Source organism: Enterobacter sp. 22452, from assembly GCF_052045065.1.
GTDB lineage: Bacteria > Pseudomonadota > Gammaproteobacteria > Enterobacterales > Enterobacteriaceae > Enterobacter > Enterobacter mori.
In genome coordinates this window covers 304,706-319,507 of the sequence record NZ_JBQEOB010000001.1, presented here as the reverse complement: position 1 = coordinate 319,507, position 14,802 = coordinate 304,706, and the positions used below count along the sequence as shown (strand labels likewise).

General features: G+C 49.4%; 15 protein-coding genes and 1 pseudogene. 5 read left to right on the top strand and 11 right to left on the bottom strand.

Annotated features, from left to right (window positions below; genetic code table 11):
- Positions 1-2: 2 nt before the first annotated feature.
- A complete protein-coding gene (locus tag ACTJJA_RS01535; protein WP_440665803.1) occupies positions 3-1,016 on the top strand; it encodes a C45 family autoproteolytic acyltransferase/hydolase in 1,014 nt (337 codons plus the stop codon).
- On the opposite strand, the gene gstA is transcribed toward ACTJJA_RS01535, so the two are convergent.
- The gene (gene gstA, locus ACTJJA_RS01530; protein WP_440665801.1) at positions 1,010-1,615 is read right to left on the bottom strand and encodes a glutathione transferase GstA; all 606 of its coding nucleotides are present in this window, start codon (positions 1,613-1,615) and stop codon (positions 1,010-1,012) included. The two genes, ACTJJA_RS01535 and gstA, sit on opposite strands and share 7 nt — an antisense overlap.
- Positions 1,616-1,735: 120 nt before the next feature.
- On the opposite strand from gstA, the gene ACTJJA_RS01525 reads away from it, so the two are divergent.
- The 4 genes and pseudogenes from ACTJJA_RS01525 to ACTJJA_RS01510 all read left to right on the top strand — a co-directional run bounded on the left by ACTJJA_RS01525 (position 1,736) and on the right by ACTJJA_RS01510 (position 4,389).
- On the top strand, positions 1,736-2,620 hold the full coding sequence (locus tag ACTJJA_RS01525) for a LysR family transcriptional regulator (protein WP_440665799.1): 885 nt from the start codon (positions 1,736-1,738) through the stop codon (positions 2,618-2,620).
- Between the two features lie 264 nt (positions 2,621-2,884).
- Positions 2,885-3,340: a hypothetical protein gene (locus ACTJJA_RS01520; RefSeq protein ID WP_440665797.1), complete on the top strand. Its 456-nt coding sequence runs from the start codon at positions 2,885-2,887 to the stop codon at positions 3,338-3,340.
- 139 nt (positions 3,341-3,479) lie between these two features.
- Positions 3,480-4,070: pseudogene (locus tag ACTJJA_RS01515) on the top strand (hypothetical protein).
- An 82-nt stretch (positions 4,071-4,152) separates the two neighbouring features.
- Positions 4,153-4,389, top strand: coding sequence for a hypothetical protein (locus ACTJJA_RS01510; protein ID WP_440665795.1), 237 nt, complete (start codon positions 4,153-4,155; stop codon positions 4,387-4,389).
- 291 nt (positions 4,390-4,680) lie between these two features.
- Here the strand turns inward: ACTJJA_RS01510 and ACTJJA_RS01505 are convergent, their stop codons facing one another.
- From ACTJJA_RS01505 to ACTJJA_RS01460, 10 genes are all read right to left on the bottom strand, one after another.
- Positions 4,681-5,067 carry a hypothetical protein gene (locus ACTJJA_RS01505; RefSeq protein ID WP_440665793.1) on the bottom strand — a complete coding sequence of 129 codons (387 nt, stop codon included), beginning with the start codon at positions 5,065-5,067 and terminating at the stop codon, positions 4,681-4,683.
- 161 nt (positions 5,068-5,228) lie between these two features.
- Positions 5,229-5,813: a hypothetical protein gene (locus ACTJJA_RS01500; protein WP_440665791.1), complete on the bottom strand. Its 585-nt coding sequence runs from the start codon at positions 5,811-5,813 to the stop codon at positions 5,229-5,231.
- A gap of 109 nt (positions 5,814-5,922) precedes the next feature.
- On the bottom strand, positions 5,923-6,267 hold the full coding sequence (locus ACTJJA_RS01495) for a DUF7716 domain-containing protein (RefSeq protein ID WP_440665789.1): 345 nt from the start codon (positions 6,265-6,267) through the stop codon (positions 5,923-5,925).
- A gap of 152 nt (positions 6,268-6,419) precedes the next feature.
- Positions 6,420-6,977 (bottom strand): imm11 family protein, encoded by a 558-nt coding sequence (locus ACTJJA_RS01490; RefSeq protein WP_440665787.1) that lies wholly within the window; start codon positions 6,975-6,977, stop codon positions 6,420-6,422.
- A 134-nt stretch (positions 6,978-7,111) separates the two neighbouring features.
- The gene (locus tag ACTJJA_RS01485; RefSeq protein WP_440665785.1) at positions 7,112-7,468 is read right to left on the bottom strand and encodes a hypothetical protein; all 357 of its coding nucleotides are present in this window, start codon (positions 7,466-7,468) and stop codon (positions 7,112-7,114) included.
- A gap of 294 nt (positions 7,469-7,762) precedes the next feature.
- Positions 7,763-8,329 carry a hypothetical protein gene (locus ACTJJA_RS01480; protein ID WP_063429392.1) on the bottom strand — a complete coding sequence of 189 codons (567 nt, stop codon included), beginning with the start codon at positions 8,327-8,329 and terminating at the stop codon, positions 7,763-7,765.
- 187 nt (positions 8,330-8,516) lie between these two features.
- Positions 8,517-9,023, bottom strand: a complete 507-nt coding sequence (locus ACTJJA_RS01475; protein ID WP_440665783.1) for a hypothetical protein — start codon at positions 9,021-9,023, stop codon at positions 8,517-8,519.
- Positions 9,024-9,635: 612 nt separating this feature from the next.
- Positions 9,636-10,079, bottom strand: coding sequence for an SMI1/KNR4 family protein (locus tag ACTJJA_RS01470; RefSeq protein ID WP_440665781.1), 444 nt, complete (start codon positions 10,077-10,079; stop codon positions 9,636-9,638).
- An 87-nt stretch (positions 10,080-10,166) separates the two neighbouring features.
- Positions 10,167-14,282, bottom strand: a complete 4,116-nt coding sequence (locus tag ACTJJA_RS01465; RefSeq protein ID WP_440665779.1) for an RHS repeat-associated core domain-containing protein — start codon at positions 14,280-14,282, stop codon at positions 10,167-10,169.
- A gap of 17 nt (positions 14,283-14,299) precedes the next feature.
- Positions 14,300-14,737 carry a DcrB-related protein gene (locus tag ACTJJA_RS01460; protein WP_440665777.1) on the bottom strand — a complete coding sequence of 146 codons (438 nt, stop codon included), beginning with the start codon at positions 14,735-14,737 and terminating at the stop codon, positions 14,300-14,302.
- Between the last annotated feature and the right edge of the window lie 65 nt (positions 14,738-14,802).

The window sequence follows — 14,802 nt, the reverse complement described above, 5'->3', positions numbered from 1 at the left end:
CTATGAAAAAAATCGACATTCGTGGTTCCGCTTTTGCAGTAGGTCAGGCGCTCGGCGCGTTCGGACGCGAGGCCTGGCATGCAAAACTGACGCAAACGGCGTTGTGGCAAACCGTTACTGCCATGAAAGACGCAGAACAGACCCGGAGCATGCGCTCGCTGGTCCAGTCTCAGTATCCCCTTATCTGGCAGGAGCTGGAGGGATTAGCCGAGGGGCTGGAAGCATCGTTTGATGAGGTGTTTGCCTGGAACTGCCGCGGCGATCTGGTGCGCTCGACCTCTGATGGCTGTACCACGGTCGCGGGAAGCACCGCTGAGGGAGAGCTGATTATTGCGCATAATGAAGACGGTTTCCCACAGCTTCGACATGACTGCGCCATCGTCAGCATTACCCCGGATGACGGCCTGGCATTTACCAGTTTTGCCTACCCGGGATCGATTTGCGGACATACCTTCGCCGTAAACGAAAAGGGCGTGGTGAATACGGTGAATAACATACGCGCTTTGCACCGTCCACGCGGCATACCGCGTCAGGTATTAGCCCGCGCCGCGCTGAATGCCGCCACGCTAGCTGAAGCCATCTCCATCCTGACTACCGAGCCACGCGCCGGTGCATTTCACCATACGGTGGGACAAATGGGAGACAGCCGACTGTTTAGCGTGGAGGCTACGGGAACAGGCTGTTCCGTTATGCCGCTGCGGGAGGTTTTCGCCCATGCTAATCACCTTATCCACCCTCAGCTTGATGCGGTTGAGCAGGTGATCACTGACAGCTCCCGGTCACGCCAGCAGCGGCTAAACGCCTGGCTGGAGACGCAATCTCACCTTGATGGTGCGGCAGCACTGGGTATTCTTTCAGACCAGCATGATCCCGCGCTCCCGATTTATCGTCTCTCGCCACAGGACCCGGATGAAGAGAACACGCTGGCCACTGCCGTCTTTACCCTGAGCACGTCGGACATAAAATGGCAGATATTCACTCACGATCGGCAAAAACCCGCTTTAGCGTCTTACTGAGTCGCTTCCGCAACTAATGCGGCCTGCACCGCTGGACGGGCACTGATTTTTTCCCTGTATTCCAGCAACGCAGGCCAGGGGCTCAGCTCAATGGCGAAGAACCTGGCCCACCCCAGCACGGTGAAAAGATAGGCATCTGCCACGCTGAATGACGCTCCCGTCAGATAAGCGCTTGTGGAGAGCGTTTCCTGAAGAAAACTGAACCGCCTGAACAGCTTCTCGCGAAAAATCGATTTGGCCTCTTCGGGCAGCGCGCGGTTGAAAAGAGGTGCCGATCCGGCGTGTATTTCACTGGTGATAAAGTTAAGCCATTCCTGAAGCCGCACCCGCTCCCAGCTATCTGCTCGCGGTGCCAGCCCCCTCTCCGGCTTGAGGTCCGCGAGGTACTGCAAAATCGCTGGCCCTTCGGTCAGTATTTTCCCGTCATTCAACTCAAGCGCAGCGACATACCCTTTAGGGTTAATGGTCAGGAAGTCGCGCCCGTCAGCGGTAAGCTTGCTCCTGTTGTCCACTTTAACCAGTTCAAACTCAATCGCCAGTTCGCGAAGCACGATATGGGGTGAGAGTGAACAGGTGTCCGGGGCGTAATAGAGTTTCATAATCTCTCCGTTAAAGCGGCTAAGTGATAAAGATTCGGTTTGCCTACACTGTGCTTAAAGCCTTTATCACTGTAAAATTAATGATTAATAAATTAACTATTAGCTGAGCTACTGATACCCATGATGAATCTTTTGCACTGGCGCTTACTGGTTGCAGTGGCCGATGCCAGTAATATTTCGCGTGCCGCTGAAGAGGTTGGCATGACGCAGTCTGGTGCCAGCCAGGCGATCGCCCAGTTAGAGGCCTCATTAGGATTTGCAGTATTCACGCGTGAGCGTCGGCACATCGGCGTGACTGCCCTGGGTGAGCGGGTTGTTAAAGAAGCAAGAAGTATGCTGGCGCGGCTGGACGCCATCCGCGTCCTGGCGGATGAGAGCCGGGGGCTGAATGGCGGGCGCATTCGTCTAGCCAGCTTTCCTTCGGTGACATCCACTTTTTTGCCAGGACTGCTGCGGGAATTAAAGCGCCTGCATCCTGAAATCGAGGTGGTTGTACTGGAAGGGACGGACCAGGAAGTCGAAGAGTGGCTGGCGGCAGATACGGTTGATCTGGGCGTGGTCATGAACCCTGTTCCCGGACGCGCGGGTGCGATCCTGGGGCAAGATGCGTGGGTCGCGGTGCTGCCGGCCAGCCACCGTCAGGCTCGTGATGCGCGTGCGCGCGGCATCACCCTTGAGGAACTGGCAGACCAGCCTTTTGTACTCGCTACAGGCGGTTGTGCTGTTAATGGAAAAAGCCTGATGGAACAGGCAGGCTTGCAGTTGTCTGACGTACGCGTGACCGTCCGCGACTGGATCAGCGCCTGCCTGCTGGTACGCGAAGGCATGGGCGTCGCGCTGATACCGGAATCCGCCCTGCCGGGTGAATTACGCGGTTTGTGCGTCGCGCCCGTGACGCCTTCGCTGTGCCGGGAGTTTGGGGTGGTTTGTTCGGCGGCGGGAAAATCTTCCCGCGCGACGCAGATGTTATTAGAAGGGTTGAGCAAAATGAAAATGTCTGCGTGAAGGAAGTTATTGATGATCCCACATTAATACCCCATGGCGTGAGGAGGTTTGGTGTTTTCGTAGGCTGGGTAAGGCGTAGCCGCCACCCGGCAATGCCCTTCTGGAAGCCGCCTCGCAAACCTGCAAACAACCTTATGTAATTCATGGGCATCCCTTTCCTTCCTTTTTTCGCCGCCGTAAAGTGCCTGCGTTGCGGCACATCCGTAACCGGGCGTAGGAACCCGTTAGCATAACATGACATTTTTTTCACAAAGAGGATGCTAAATGGCTACTACCCCTAAGTTTTCTTATGCGCTCTCTGAAGAAAGCGCTGTTCAACACCTCATCAATCTTCAGCTTTGCGATTCCGCAGATCTCTTCGAACTGGCTGATACCTGCGCCGCCTGTGTGAGCGTGCTGGTTGAAACTGATGATCCCGTGACGTTTTCCATACTTTGCGAGCGCTTGCTGGAACTGCTTAAACGCCTGCGTGAACATTGCGATACGGAACTTCCCCCGCATCTGGTTGAACGGCTCATCACGGGGGAGAAGATCGTTTCCTGCGTACCGGACTGCTGGCAGGAAACGGCGTTGCAGGTGGATTATGCTGTGGCGTTAACGCTGGCGGTGATGGGAGGGACACTGCCTGCGAGCGTGGCGAAAGACCTGACCGGACTGCTGCATGACATGGTCTGGCTGCTGGCGGAGTTTGTGAAGGAGCCGTATATTTCGGCGCACTGAGGCGGGTGATGGGAGGCCGGGGTTCTGCTACTGCGGACGGGCGAGGATTTCGGCCAGATACCCCTCTCTTTTCCTGGTAATTGTCTATATCAAAGCATCTGTTACTCTGGCTGGGCTCAAAGGATGACAGGGATGATAGATGCTGAATCCAGGTTTCGTTACCCGCAAAGCGCTTACTCACTGGCGGGACGTTCCCGCTTTTCTACCCCAGTTTCAATTTCATGAGAAACATCGAACGGTTATTCATACTGGTCATCCTGAAACTATTCTGCCATTGATTGCTAACTTTGACGTCCGGTAAGACCCCGTGATTCGGCGGCTAATGTCATTACGTCAAATACCGCAGAAATTTCTGCGCAACCCGCAGTCTAACGCGATCGGCGACTTTGGTTTGCACAGCTTTACCCTTTTGAAAAGCTCAGCATCTGAGCTGTGCTATGGCTTAATCGGGCAATTCTGTCGAACAGATTTCGGTCTGGAAGACGTGCCGGATGCTAGTGCTTTTCAGACGCCAGCCGCTCCGGGCAGTGCGAAACTGTTACTTCGCTATCGGATAACGGAACTGGCGCCAGGGCAACATGAACTCTGTACGGAAACGTTCGTCTATTGTCCGGACAGAAGCACTCGGCTAAGGATGACAGCTTACTGGCTGATAATCCGGGCGGGCAGCGGCTGGATCCGTAAAAGGACGCTGAAGGCGGTCAGAGAGAATATTGAAAGTCAGACGTGAGGTGTACCTGTGAAATGTTCCGAAAGGGAACCTCGCGGGAATATTTTCCTGAATGTTTATGGGTTGAACAATGGAGGTTTTGATGAATAAGCGCGCTATTGCCTGTTTGGTCTTACTCAGTGCATTCGCTGTAAATGCTGCTGATGGCGGTAAGGGTGGTGATGGAGGAAATGGCTCTGATGGCGGAAACGGTTCTGATGTCACCGCCTCATCTAATGGCCGAGCGGGTTGTCCGGGCGGAACAGATCCGGATCCATCTGGGCATTTTATCTTCCCGGTACAAAACAGCAATGCAACCCGGGGAAGCAGGATGCAATGAAAAGCGCCAGGCAATGAGATAAAGCGTGACAATACGCTAGCTCATCCTGATTCTGTTTCCTTACCTGCCTCCTGCTCCCGGCAAAATGTTTAGCAAGGTAAAAGATAGGCATCACGACAACACCGACAGATAAGCGTTTATGGAAAGCTTCGCCATGAAAATAAACAGAACCACCTGAGCGCTTCTCACGAAAAATCGATTTTGACCACTTTGGGCAACACGAGATTGAAAAGAGCTATCGATCCAGCGTGATTTTGACAATAATATCGACCTTATCTGGGATCGGTATATTCATCCTTTAGTTAAGCGTCTATTCACTATGTCATTAACATAATGTTCAATCGAAATATTGTGCTCCCGATTAATCTGAGAAATGAATGCGCTAAGATGCTCTTGTGATGCATGAAGGGTAGTGGCAATAAGGTTATCAAAATCGTTCTGAGTAAATCGTTTATGTCCCTTCAACGTCGAACTCTGGAGCACAGTGTGTACGGATACTTCCAGGACGGCCCGCCGGTAATGATCGGACAGCAGGACGTCAAGATCGGTCTGACGAATATCAAACTCAAAATGAAAACTGACAAATCCCGATTCAACAGGTAATGAATAAATCAGTTTGTCACCTAATTGCTCAACGTAAGGTTCATATCCTTCTCCCATTACTCGCGTAGCATGCATATAATCCCTCTTCTTTCATGCATTAGATTAATTCAACTTAAATAAAAACACAGCATTACTCTTTTAAATTTTGCTTAAAATACCCGCAAGAATCGCAGAGAACATCACTTAGCTAAAAAATAATATTATCGCTGTGCTGGCTTTCTTTGAAAGAAAACAATTTACCCATAAAAATAATTATAAAACGCATTAAAATTTTCATTACCGATAATTGGCACAATCCTTTCCCGTAACTCATCAATAAAATCATCTTTTACTTCGTCATTATCATCTGCTATATCAAAGATATCGTATTGGCCATATACCAAATCAATAAGCTTAGCTAAAGAATATATGAACCCAGAGAGACTATTAGCTATCTGAAACGGTTCAATTACATCATAACCTGCATAAACAGAGGAACTCCCTTCATCGATAACCGCAATTATCGGTTTACCTCCACCTAAATCATCACCAATAACAAGATAATTATCTGGTAAGTATTCATAACCACTATTAGCCTTCAAGAGTTCACTGACTGAGTGAAGTTTAATTGAAGTGAAGCCTGTTTCAATCTTTAATTTTTCAGGATTATAATTTTTATATAAAAATTCCACCTCTGTCGAGCGAGGTAAGTTGGACGGGAAGGCATTGTCCAGATCATTGACGGTGCTGAAACTCCCTGACAGCGAGTATTTATTGCAAATGACAATAAATTGTTTTAATGCTTTTTCAATCTCATTCACCATGGTCTCAGACGCATCCATAAATATAGCCCCCAGTAATAACCAATTAATTTAGAATAACACTTTCAGTATATATTACCTTGAAACAAGCTAAGTAAATAAATTTTTAATTAGCCTCCCATTTTTTAAATCAAAGCTCAATGAAGTTATCGTTCTCGATATAAAAATTTAAACCTGATATGAAATCTTCTACAGATGGCTTTTCTCTTTGGATAGAGATATTATGTAATACATCTATAAATTGCTCTCCATAGAAAAAGAGCTCTAGCGAATTTTCGACAACAAAATCAGGATATAATTCCTCATCGTCATCACTAATGACAGGATAGTTATCTAAATAACAAACAAGCTCTTCTTTAGCCAATGCTTCATATTCTTTTGTATACACACAAAAATTATCTAATGTACACCCACCCATAATTTTATATATTAATCCATCTAACCCGTACGCTTTTCTGTATTCTAATCGATTCATACGCACAATCCTTGAGGGTTATCTTTTATACTTTGCAAAGAAAGTAGTTAATGATAAGATCATATATTCCATTTAATTGTAATTTAAATGGCTTTTATAATCCGGGAAAATTATTCCCCGGACCATTTTGGCTAATTTAAATCATATCCATATTAATAAATAGGGTCAGCAAAATCTATTCCTTTCACATTATTCTTAGAAAGGAACTCTTTAAATTCATTTGAAATAATTATGCAAGATTTATACTCACTACATCTTGCCATACTAAAATCTTCAATAACATTTCCTTTGAAGACTATTTCACTAAACTTCCTTGGACCATTAGGTAAATAACTTAATATAGGTTGACTTTCCGAAGCTTCCATATTGATGCATGAAACCTCCCTTAGTATATTAATTATTTTATACCCTTGATGCTTGGTTTCATTTACAGATACAGTTGCATCAATAAGTTGAACATCAGTCCGAAAAACATCGCGACAAGAAATTAGCGATGCTAGTCTGGGTGATATGAATATAGGCCCATCACTATAATAGAAATCATATGTAAGCAGTGCCTTCTCACTCACCTTAGATTTTAATGTAAAAAAATACCCCTCGTTAGTTTCAATTGATTTACATTGAGAAAAAGCACTTCTAGATATGTCAGGGTGCTGGTATTCAAACCAATAACTATTGGGGTAATCTGAAGCAATTCTTAACCAATACATATTTAACACCCTGTGTTTCAAAACATATATTATGAATGCTATATTAATTTATTGGAATTTCTTTAATTATAACTGTATAGCTTTTGCACTCACTTTACTAAGCGGGGTGAGTATGATACACCCCGCGACTTTATTTAAAGATAATTAACCTCACATTTTCCAATAATATCGAAAACGTGGTCGTATGTGCTTAGCACTAGTCGTTGCAGATCATCTTCCCTTTCAGTTTCGATTAAATCAAAGCTCGACTGTAAATTCCCATCATAAGGATAATCATCTATTTTATATACAGACATCATTTCGATATTACTGAATGAAAACTCAATACGAACATCAGGAGCATCTTTTATACTTGGCTCACAAGAAGATAAACTTAAAGAAGCTTTTACCAAAAAATTAAAGGGGTAAAGTTTTAGCTCGGTGCCAGATACTATTAAAGCATCACGACCGTAAATCAGACCATATTTTGTTTCTAGTGCCTTTACATTCATGTCAACGATATCCTGTCGTGCTTATCGAATTACAATCTTAACCAGTTGAAATTATGCATTTTAAAACACTAACATTTTGGCGGAGATAGAGTTTCAACACGGGTGAATAATTATTATTAAATTATACAAACATATATTTTCTGAGGCCTGGTATTAATACCATAATCAATTAGAAAAATTTTATAAAAGCAATTAAAAAAATAAGAAAGTAAATGCATCATGAATAAAAACATCATCTGTATTATATAAGCCTGAATAATTAATATTAATCCAGCCTTTATTAATCACTTATCTTTACGAGCACTGCCAAAAACCAGCTATAATATTTCCGTCGGATATATTTTTATACAAATACAAAGCACCATAACCAAAGATGTAATCACCATCAAGCAATGCATCTGGATAATAATCTTCATCTATCTGCATGAAAAATTTATAATCATCCTTCTGCAAAGCATCAAAATAATAAGCTTCCGTTTGTATTAACCTTGCTTCTTCGGTTTTAGTGATAAAATCAAACTCTTCATCTTCAACCTTATCATAACCAACAATAACTGCCTTGTTAATGTGTTTTATCGTAAATGCATCATTATTGCTTTCATCAGAATGCGTGTGCGTAAAAACTTTTACTGAACAATTAGGGTAGATTTTTTTATCAATCATATCATCATATCGTTCAGGAGTAAGTATCGTAATATACTCATGTCCATCATCAGGATTCTGAACTGTCAAATAAAACTTATACCCCTGAATCTCATCTAGTTTATCTAAAAATAATTCAGGGATATTTCCACCAATCCGCCCAATTACATTACCATCAGAAAAGATACTTATTTTAGAGATCAGATTATATTTAATCATTTCTTAAACTCGAACCCATAAAAAATACATTTTCTCTTTCCTAATCCCCATAACCATTTCAACGAACAAATTCTTAGCATCTTTAAGTCACATTTATGATTAACTTCAATATACGTCTCTTTAGGTATAATTGAAAAATACATTAGTAAAAGCCGGAAAAGTTTATTTTCTTCGCCGGCTAATGGATTTAATAAAGCCTGGAGTCTGAGCGTGGTTCAACATCTCTTATCCCAAGTTGATTCGTTTTTTCAAAAATTAAATCATAGCAATAAACAGTCTCCCCACCCTTTAACAAATGAACCCCTTCAAGGCTCACTTTATATATTCCTTTAGGAATATCAGCGTTAATCCAACCAGTATAATCTTCCCATTCCCAAAATACGGCCATATCAGCAACGTATAAATCACCAGTTACATTAAGATAGAAATATTTATCTGTGAATATAACTTTCCTATCTTTATTGTCGGGAAATTCATTTAAAAAAAGCCTAACAACATAGCCACCATCATCAAGGCCCATAATAGGTAAGGCAATACCTTCATTAAGAACAAGATCCCCTTTGTCTGTGGTAGTGAATTCCTGGAGAATGTTATCTCCATCATCTATCTTTCCACCAAATGGGGCCAGTATTCCTGGATAATCGAAAATTATTATCCCGTTAAAATCCACATCAATGTCAATTGTTTTAACCACATCTACCTCCTGATGCCTTACCTGTTTCTTTATTATGAACAACGCAAGCAATTTTCAATGTGCTTCTTTAGGAGTGACATTTTGACTAAGATTCCAGCCGTCGAAGGAATCCTTAAATCGTTTGTAATATGTGAAACGGAATCTAAATTACGGCTAGTCACATTGAATGGATCGTCCGCGGATCCTTGCCACGGCCCCTGATTTTTTCCGGTATCATTTTTAATAGCTCTATGTAGCTCTTCATGCATTCCAGCGCTATAAGGATCCGGGAAAAACGTTGGTGTATTTTCATAGTACCAAGATCGGTTGGTCCAATGCTGTTGGCTATTTTTCGTGGCATTAAATGGCATTCGATTCAATTTGGGTTCAATGCCCATGGCATTAACCCTAACAGATTTATTCAAGTAAGTTGGTTGGGAACATATGAGTATAAGTTTAACCCACCATTTAACCCTCTCGAAGCCTGCACAATAACCTTACAGATCTGCGTATAGCAGAAAAGGAAATATGTTATTAATGAAATAATTGGGCACTTCATCATTGCATCAATGAAGCCCCCTGTAAAAAGTAGTGATCAACAAAGCCCCCCTCTTACGAGGGTAAGAGCCTGTATCACCATGCTTCATCTTCAGGAATTATTTTTCCAATAAAACTTTCAAAATTTGGCTCAAGATAGATCTCCTCCTGATTTTCCAAATCACAAAAATATACTGCACCATCATTTATCCCAACACAATAGGGGAACCCACCTCCATCAATGGCGAATGGTATAAAATTTTCTGCAAGAATTTTTTTGTTAACTACTAAATCCTTATAGTAATCATCAACAGTTAATATGCCCGATCTTTTAGTATGTAATATTGGTAAGAAATATTTTATATCATTCTCGTAGTGTTCACTTTGATAAACACGGCGACCTTCGTCCAGTATGCCACCATTACTTATAAGCCATAAAGATTTTAAGGCATTAGGAAAAGTTACGCCCAGCGAAACTTCGATCTTGCCTAGCTCATCAGCAGATACAGCAGGGGAAGAATCTATAAGTTTAATCATCATTTCTCTCCTATTGACAATGTTTAGGAATACGACCTCTCAGCCATCCTTTACTATGAGATATTTTTATAGCTTCAGGAGAGCCATACTTCACTCCAAAATGTTTACGAACTGAGATACAGACCCTCTATGTGGGAAAGATGCTTTGTGCGCCTCAGTCGTGACCAACTGCATAGTTGACTTACCTGTTTTTGGATCAAAATCATCAAGGTGATGCCATGTATATTCGCTTGCATCAGCTTCACTTATGCCTGCAAGTTTGTAGGCTTCTGTGAAATCCCTCCCCCTTGATCCTTGAAGGGTAATTTCAACGATATTTCGTTGTGTCCCAGTAACAGGATAAAGTGATGGGCTTCCACTAAAGTCAACGCCGCTCAATGCCAGACCCATAGGGTCTATCCATAACAGTGGGTTAGGGGCATAGTTATATAAATTTAAGTTTCCACCAGCTAGACCAATCGGATCCTGCACAATAAACCGCCCGACCTGCGGGTCGTAGTAGCGGAACAGGTTATAGTGCAGCCCCGTTTCACCGTCAGCGTACTGCCCGGCATAGCGAAGCGGCTGGTGTGCCATTGCCGAGCGATGCACAAGCCTTGAGAACCCTTCGCTCTGGTGGCGTACCTCGCCAAAGCTGCCGTACTGGCCGCTCCAGCGCACCGCGCCGCGCTCGTCGGTCACTTCCAGCGGCGCGCCGTTCAGGTCGGTGTTGAACCAGTAAATCTCACCGCTGCTCTGGTCACGAAGGTGATCCACCCGCGCCAGCGGGCTCCAGGCTTCATTCGGGTCGTAAATATACGTGCTGCACAGCCCGCTCTCCTGCTGCTCCTGCAGCAGCCGGTAGCCCTGCCACAGGAAGCGGGTGTCGGTGGTGCCGTGCGTCGTGGTGACGATTTTACGCGTGCGGCGGCCCAGCGCGTCGTAGTGATAGCGCGCCTCAAACCGCCCTTCCGGCCCGGTTCCCCGAGCGGACACCAGACGGTTCTCGGCGTCATACGCATAATGCTGCTCATACAGCCCGTTGCGACGGCTGACCAGGTTGCCCCAGTGGTCGTATTTCATGAACAGCGCCTGCCAGTGCTGCAGGCGGTTATCCGTGACCGGTACCGGATCGTCATTGGCGGCGAGGTTATCCGCGGCGTCGTAGCTGAACTGCGCGCGGCTGTGCCCCTGCCGGGCCTCGTAGTGCTTCAGCAGGCGCCCTTCGGCGTCGTAGCCGTAGTCCACCTCACCGCGCAGAGTGTCGCTGACGCCGGAAAGCTCACCGCGCGCGGTGTAGCGATACAGGCGTTCCAGTAGCGCCTGCTCCGGCAGGGTCACGTCCATACTCAGCTCGCTGCGCTGCAGGGTGCGTCTGCCGAGGCTGTCATACTGGCGGAGCTGCTCGCGCTCGCCCTGGGTGCGGCGCACCTCGCGGTGCAGGCGGTCGCGGGTGAACTCGGTCACCAGCTGCTGCCCGAAGCGGATGGCGCTGACGTGGCCGGAGCCGTAGTGCAGCCAGGCCAGCTTTTGCTCGCCGGGCAGCGTCAGGCCGGTCAGGTTGCTCAGGGCATCCCATTCGTAGCCCACCGCGCCGTTAATGCCGGACTCGCTCAGCACGCGCCCGGCGGCGTCGTGGCGGTAAGCGATCTCATCGCTTTCGATACCCAGGGCAACGCCTTCGGCGGTTGGCGTGCGGCGGATGCGGGTAATCTGGCCGCTCAGGTCGCGGAAGTAGCGGTACTCCGCGTGGCGCTGAGTGCGCCCGATCAGCAGCCCGCTGTCGTCATAGCTGAACTGCTGGACGCGACGGGCGATACCGCCGTCGGCGGCAGGCCGTCCGTTTTCTTCGAGCGCGCAGAGGAACCCTCGCGCGTCCCATTCCATATGGCGCACGGTCTCGTCCGGGCGCGTTTCGCTGAGCGGGCGACCCACGGCGTCGTAGGTGAAGCGGTATTCCGCCCCGTTGCCGTTATCGAGTCGCAGCAGGTTACCGCGCGGGTCGTAGCGCCACTGGCGCACGCGGCCAATACGGTCGGTAAGGCTGACCGGGAGGCCGAGCGCGTTATAGGCCCAGCTCACCTCGCTTTCCAGCGGGTCGCGCCAGCCCGTGAGCTGGCCGCGTTCGTTCCACACCAGCGACTCGCGGCTGCCGTCCGGATGGATCACGACGCTCAGCAGCCCGGCACGGCTCCACTCCCGCCGCGTGATATTCCCTTCCGCATCCTCGCTGGCAATCAGCTGCCCGAATCGGTCGTAGGTAAAGCGGGTGACGCTGCCGGAGCAGTCGGTGCGCTGCGTCAGCAGCCCCTGGTGGTTCCAGACCAGACGCACCACGCCGCCAATGGCGTCGGTAATGCTCTCCGGCAGGTTTTCTTCATCGTCGGGATAGCGATACGCGGTGGTGCTACCGGCTGGATCCGTTTCCGACAGCAGGCGACCGCGAAGGTCATACATGGCCTGCGCTGAGGTGCCGTCCGGGTACACCGTGCGGGTAATGCGGTCGGTCAGGCGATGCCAGTGATACTCCGTGCGGCGGCCCGCCGGGTCCGTCTCGCTGGTCATGCGGCCGTATTTGTCCCACGTGCTGCGGCGCATTGCGCCGCCGGGCAGGATGACGTCGCAGAGCTCGCCGTCGCGGTAAACAAACGTCGTCTGGCGACCGTCGTAATCCGTGAAGCGCGCGACGTTGTCGTCGTCATCCACCAGCCAGTGCGCCTGTGCGCCGTCTTCTCGGGTCGCGCGGCGAAGGCCGTTATCAAAATCGTATTCGAACGTCAGCTGTTCGCCGCCGCTGTGGCGGAAGCCGACCACGCGCGGCAGGCCGTCAATCTCCCGCCAGCGGTATTCGCTCAGCAGGCCGTTGGCGTCCTCGTGGGCGCTCATCAGCCCGTCCTGCCAGCTGAAGCGTCGGCGCACGCTACCGCCCCGGCCGGTCACGGAGACCAGCTGGCGCTGTTCATCATAAGCGTAACTGACCAGGCAGATCTCGTCATCCAGCCAGGCGCCGACGAGCCTGTCACGGTCGTAGCGGCAGACTACCCGCTGGCCCGCGCTGTCGGTCAGGGCATGCAGGGTATTATCCGCATTCCACTCGAAGAAAATATCGTTGCCGCAGGGTTCAGAGATGCGCTGGAGCAGCGACGGGGCATCATCCCGCAGCGGCGCATAGTGCCAGCGCTCGCCGCTGACGTCATACACCGACCAGCTGTCGTCCTGGTGATGTTCAAGCCAGTTTTTTTCGCTTTCGCAGTAGGTACGCAGCCCTTTCGGCACTTTCGGGAAGGCGACGAAATCACCGGACGGCGCGCGCCATACCAGGCCATCCTGATAAGATTCCAGGCGGCTTTCCCAGAACAGGCTCCAGCCGCGGCCCAGCACGCTGTCGCCGGGGTTGCCGCTGCGCCAGTAGCGCTGCCAGCGCACCGGCAGACGGGAAGGCAGGACGAAGTCCAGCTCATCATCCCCGCTGAGAAACTTCTGTCCGCTGACGATATCCACCGGGCGGGCGATGATCCCCGCGGCCGCCACGCCGGTCATCAGCGTGCCGGCGCGGCACGCGATACGGGCCAGCTTGTTGATCCCGGGAATTTTGCCCAGCAGCTTAGACAGCGCCCCAACTTTGCCAGCGGCACCGCCCCACCCGCCGAGCAGACCGGCAAACAGCAGGGTAAGATCGGAAACCTTATAGAGCCACTCGGGCACTTCAGACTGAATGGGCAGGGTTTGCTGCGGGTCGCCGCCGATAATGACGTTGTCCGAACCGGTCATCACCTTCGCGTCGCAGGTGGTGCGATCCCCGATGCGGGAGGCAGGCTGGCTGTTAATGGAGACGCGCTTAGAGCCTTCGGCCATCTGCTGCGAGCCGTCGTCAGAACAATCGACGGTGCTATCGGTGGCAAGCGCGGCGGGTTTACCGTTGATAAACACGTTGGGCGAGCCGGAGGTGATGACGCCTTTCTTCGTCATGCTGGATGCCCCGGCGTCCGCGATGCTATCCCGGGCGGCGGTTGCCAGCTCCCCGGTGTAATACCCCACGGCCAGGCTGGCGCCGACGAGCAGGACGCCCACACCAAGACAGGATGCGCCGAGGCCCGCTATAAACATGGCCCCCGCCAGAATGCCCCCGGCGGCGGCAATCAGGCCACCGACAATCGTTCCGGCAATCATCCCGGCCAGCGCACCGGAGTGGCCGATATCATCACCAACGCGTGCTGCTTCAAACATAACAACGGTCCCTGAAGTTAATGGTGGAAGCGGAAGCTCCTGAGAAGTTCGCCAAACAGCGCGCCGTCGGCATCGCCCAGCGCGCGGGTGCAGGTCATGGTGAATACCAGAATGTTATCGCCGTCGACGTTAAACACGGCCTGCTGCTGCCAGATGCGTTTCCCGTCGCGCAGGTAGCTGGCATGGACGGTTTCACCCTGTGAAAGGCCATCGCCCAGCGTCGCGGCGCTGCGCTCACCCTGCTTCCAGCCCTTGATGTGTTTTGCCATCAGGGCGAGCTGGCGATCGATATACGCGGCAAGCGCTTCGCCGGGGTTGAGGGCATCGCGGGAGATGTTGAACGCCGGCGCATCCGCAGCGGGCGGCGCGAATACGTTGACGGTACGGTCCTGATAACCCTCAGGAACGTTGATCAGTCCTTCACTGAACAGGCACTGCGAATGTTGTTCTGACATTGAGCGGGTCCCACCACATATTTTCAGAAGCGGTAAGTTTCGCATATGTGTTTAAGGCTGACTAT

Coding starts and splice junctions, on each gene's coding strand:
- ACTJJA_RS01535 (WP_440665803.1), top strand. CDS start 3: ATGAAAAAAATCGACATTCGTGGTTCCGCTTTTGCAGTAGGTCAGGCG.
- gstA (WP_440665801.1), bottom strand. CDS start 1,615: ATGAAACTCTATTACGCCCCGGACACCTGTTCACTCTCACCCCATATC.
- ACTJJA_RS01525 (WP_440665799.1), top strand. CDS start 1,736: ATGATGAATCTTTTGCACTGGCGCTTACTGGTTGCAGTGGCCGATGCC.
- ACTJJA_RS01520 (WP_440665797.1), top strand. CDS start 2,885: ATGGCTACTACCCCTAAGTTTTCTTATGCGCTCTCTGAAGAAAGCGCT.
- ACTJJA_RS01510 (WP_440665795.1), top strand. CDS start 4,153: ATGAATAAGCGCGCTATTGCCTGTTTGGTCTTACTCAGTGCATTCGCT.
- ACTJJA_RS01505 (WP_440665793.1), bottom strand. CDS start 5,067: ATGCATGCTACGCGAGTAATGGGAGAAGGATATGAACCTTACGTTGAG.
- ACTJJA_RS01500 (WP_440665791.1), bottom strand. CDS start 5,813: ATGGATGCGTCTGAGACCATGGTGAATGAGATTGAAAAAGCATTAAAA.
- ACTJJA_RS01495 (WP_440665789.1), bottom strand. CDS start 6,267: ATGAATCGATTAGAATACAGAAAAGCGTACGGGTTAGATGGATTAATA.
- ACTJJA_RS01490 (WP_440665787.1), bottom strand. CDS start 6,977: ATGTATTGGTTAAGAATTGCTTCAGATTACCCCAATAGTTATTGGTTT.
- ACTJJA_RS01485 (WP_440665785.1), bottom strand. CDS start 7,468: ATGAATGTAAAGGCACTAGAAACAAAATATGGTCTGATTTACGGTCGT.
- ACTJJA_RS01480 (WP_063429392.1), bottom strand. CDS start 8,329: ATGATTAAATATAATCTGATCTCTAAAATAAGTATCTTTTCTGATGGT.
- ACTJJA_RS01470 (WP_440665781.1), bottom strand. CDS start 10,079: ATGATGATTAAACTTATAGATTCTTCCCCTGCTGTATCTGCTGATGAG.
- ACTJJA_RS01465 (WP_440665779.1), bottom strand. CDS start 14,282: ATGTTTGAAGCAGCACGCGTTGGTGATGATATCGGCCACTCCGGTGCG.
- ACTJJA_RS01460 (WP_440665777.1), bottom strand. CDS start 14,737: ATGTCAGAACAACATTCGCAGTGCCTGTTCAGTGAAGGACTGATCAAC.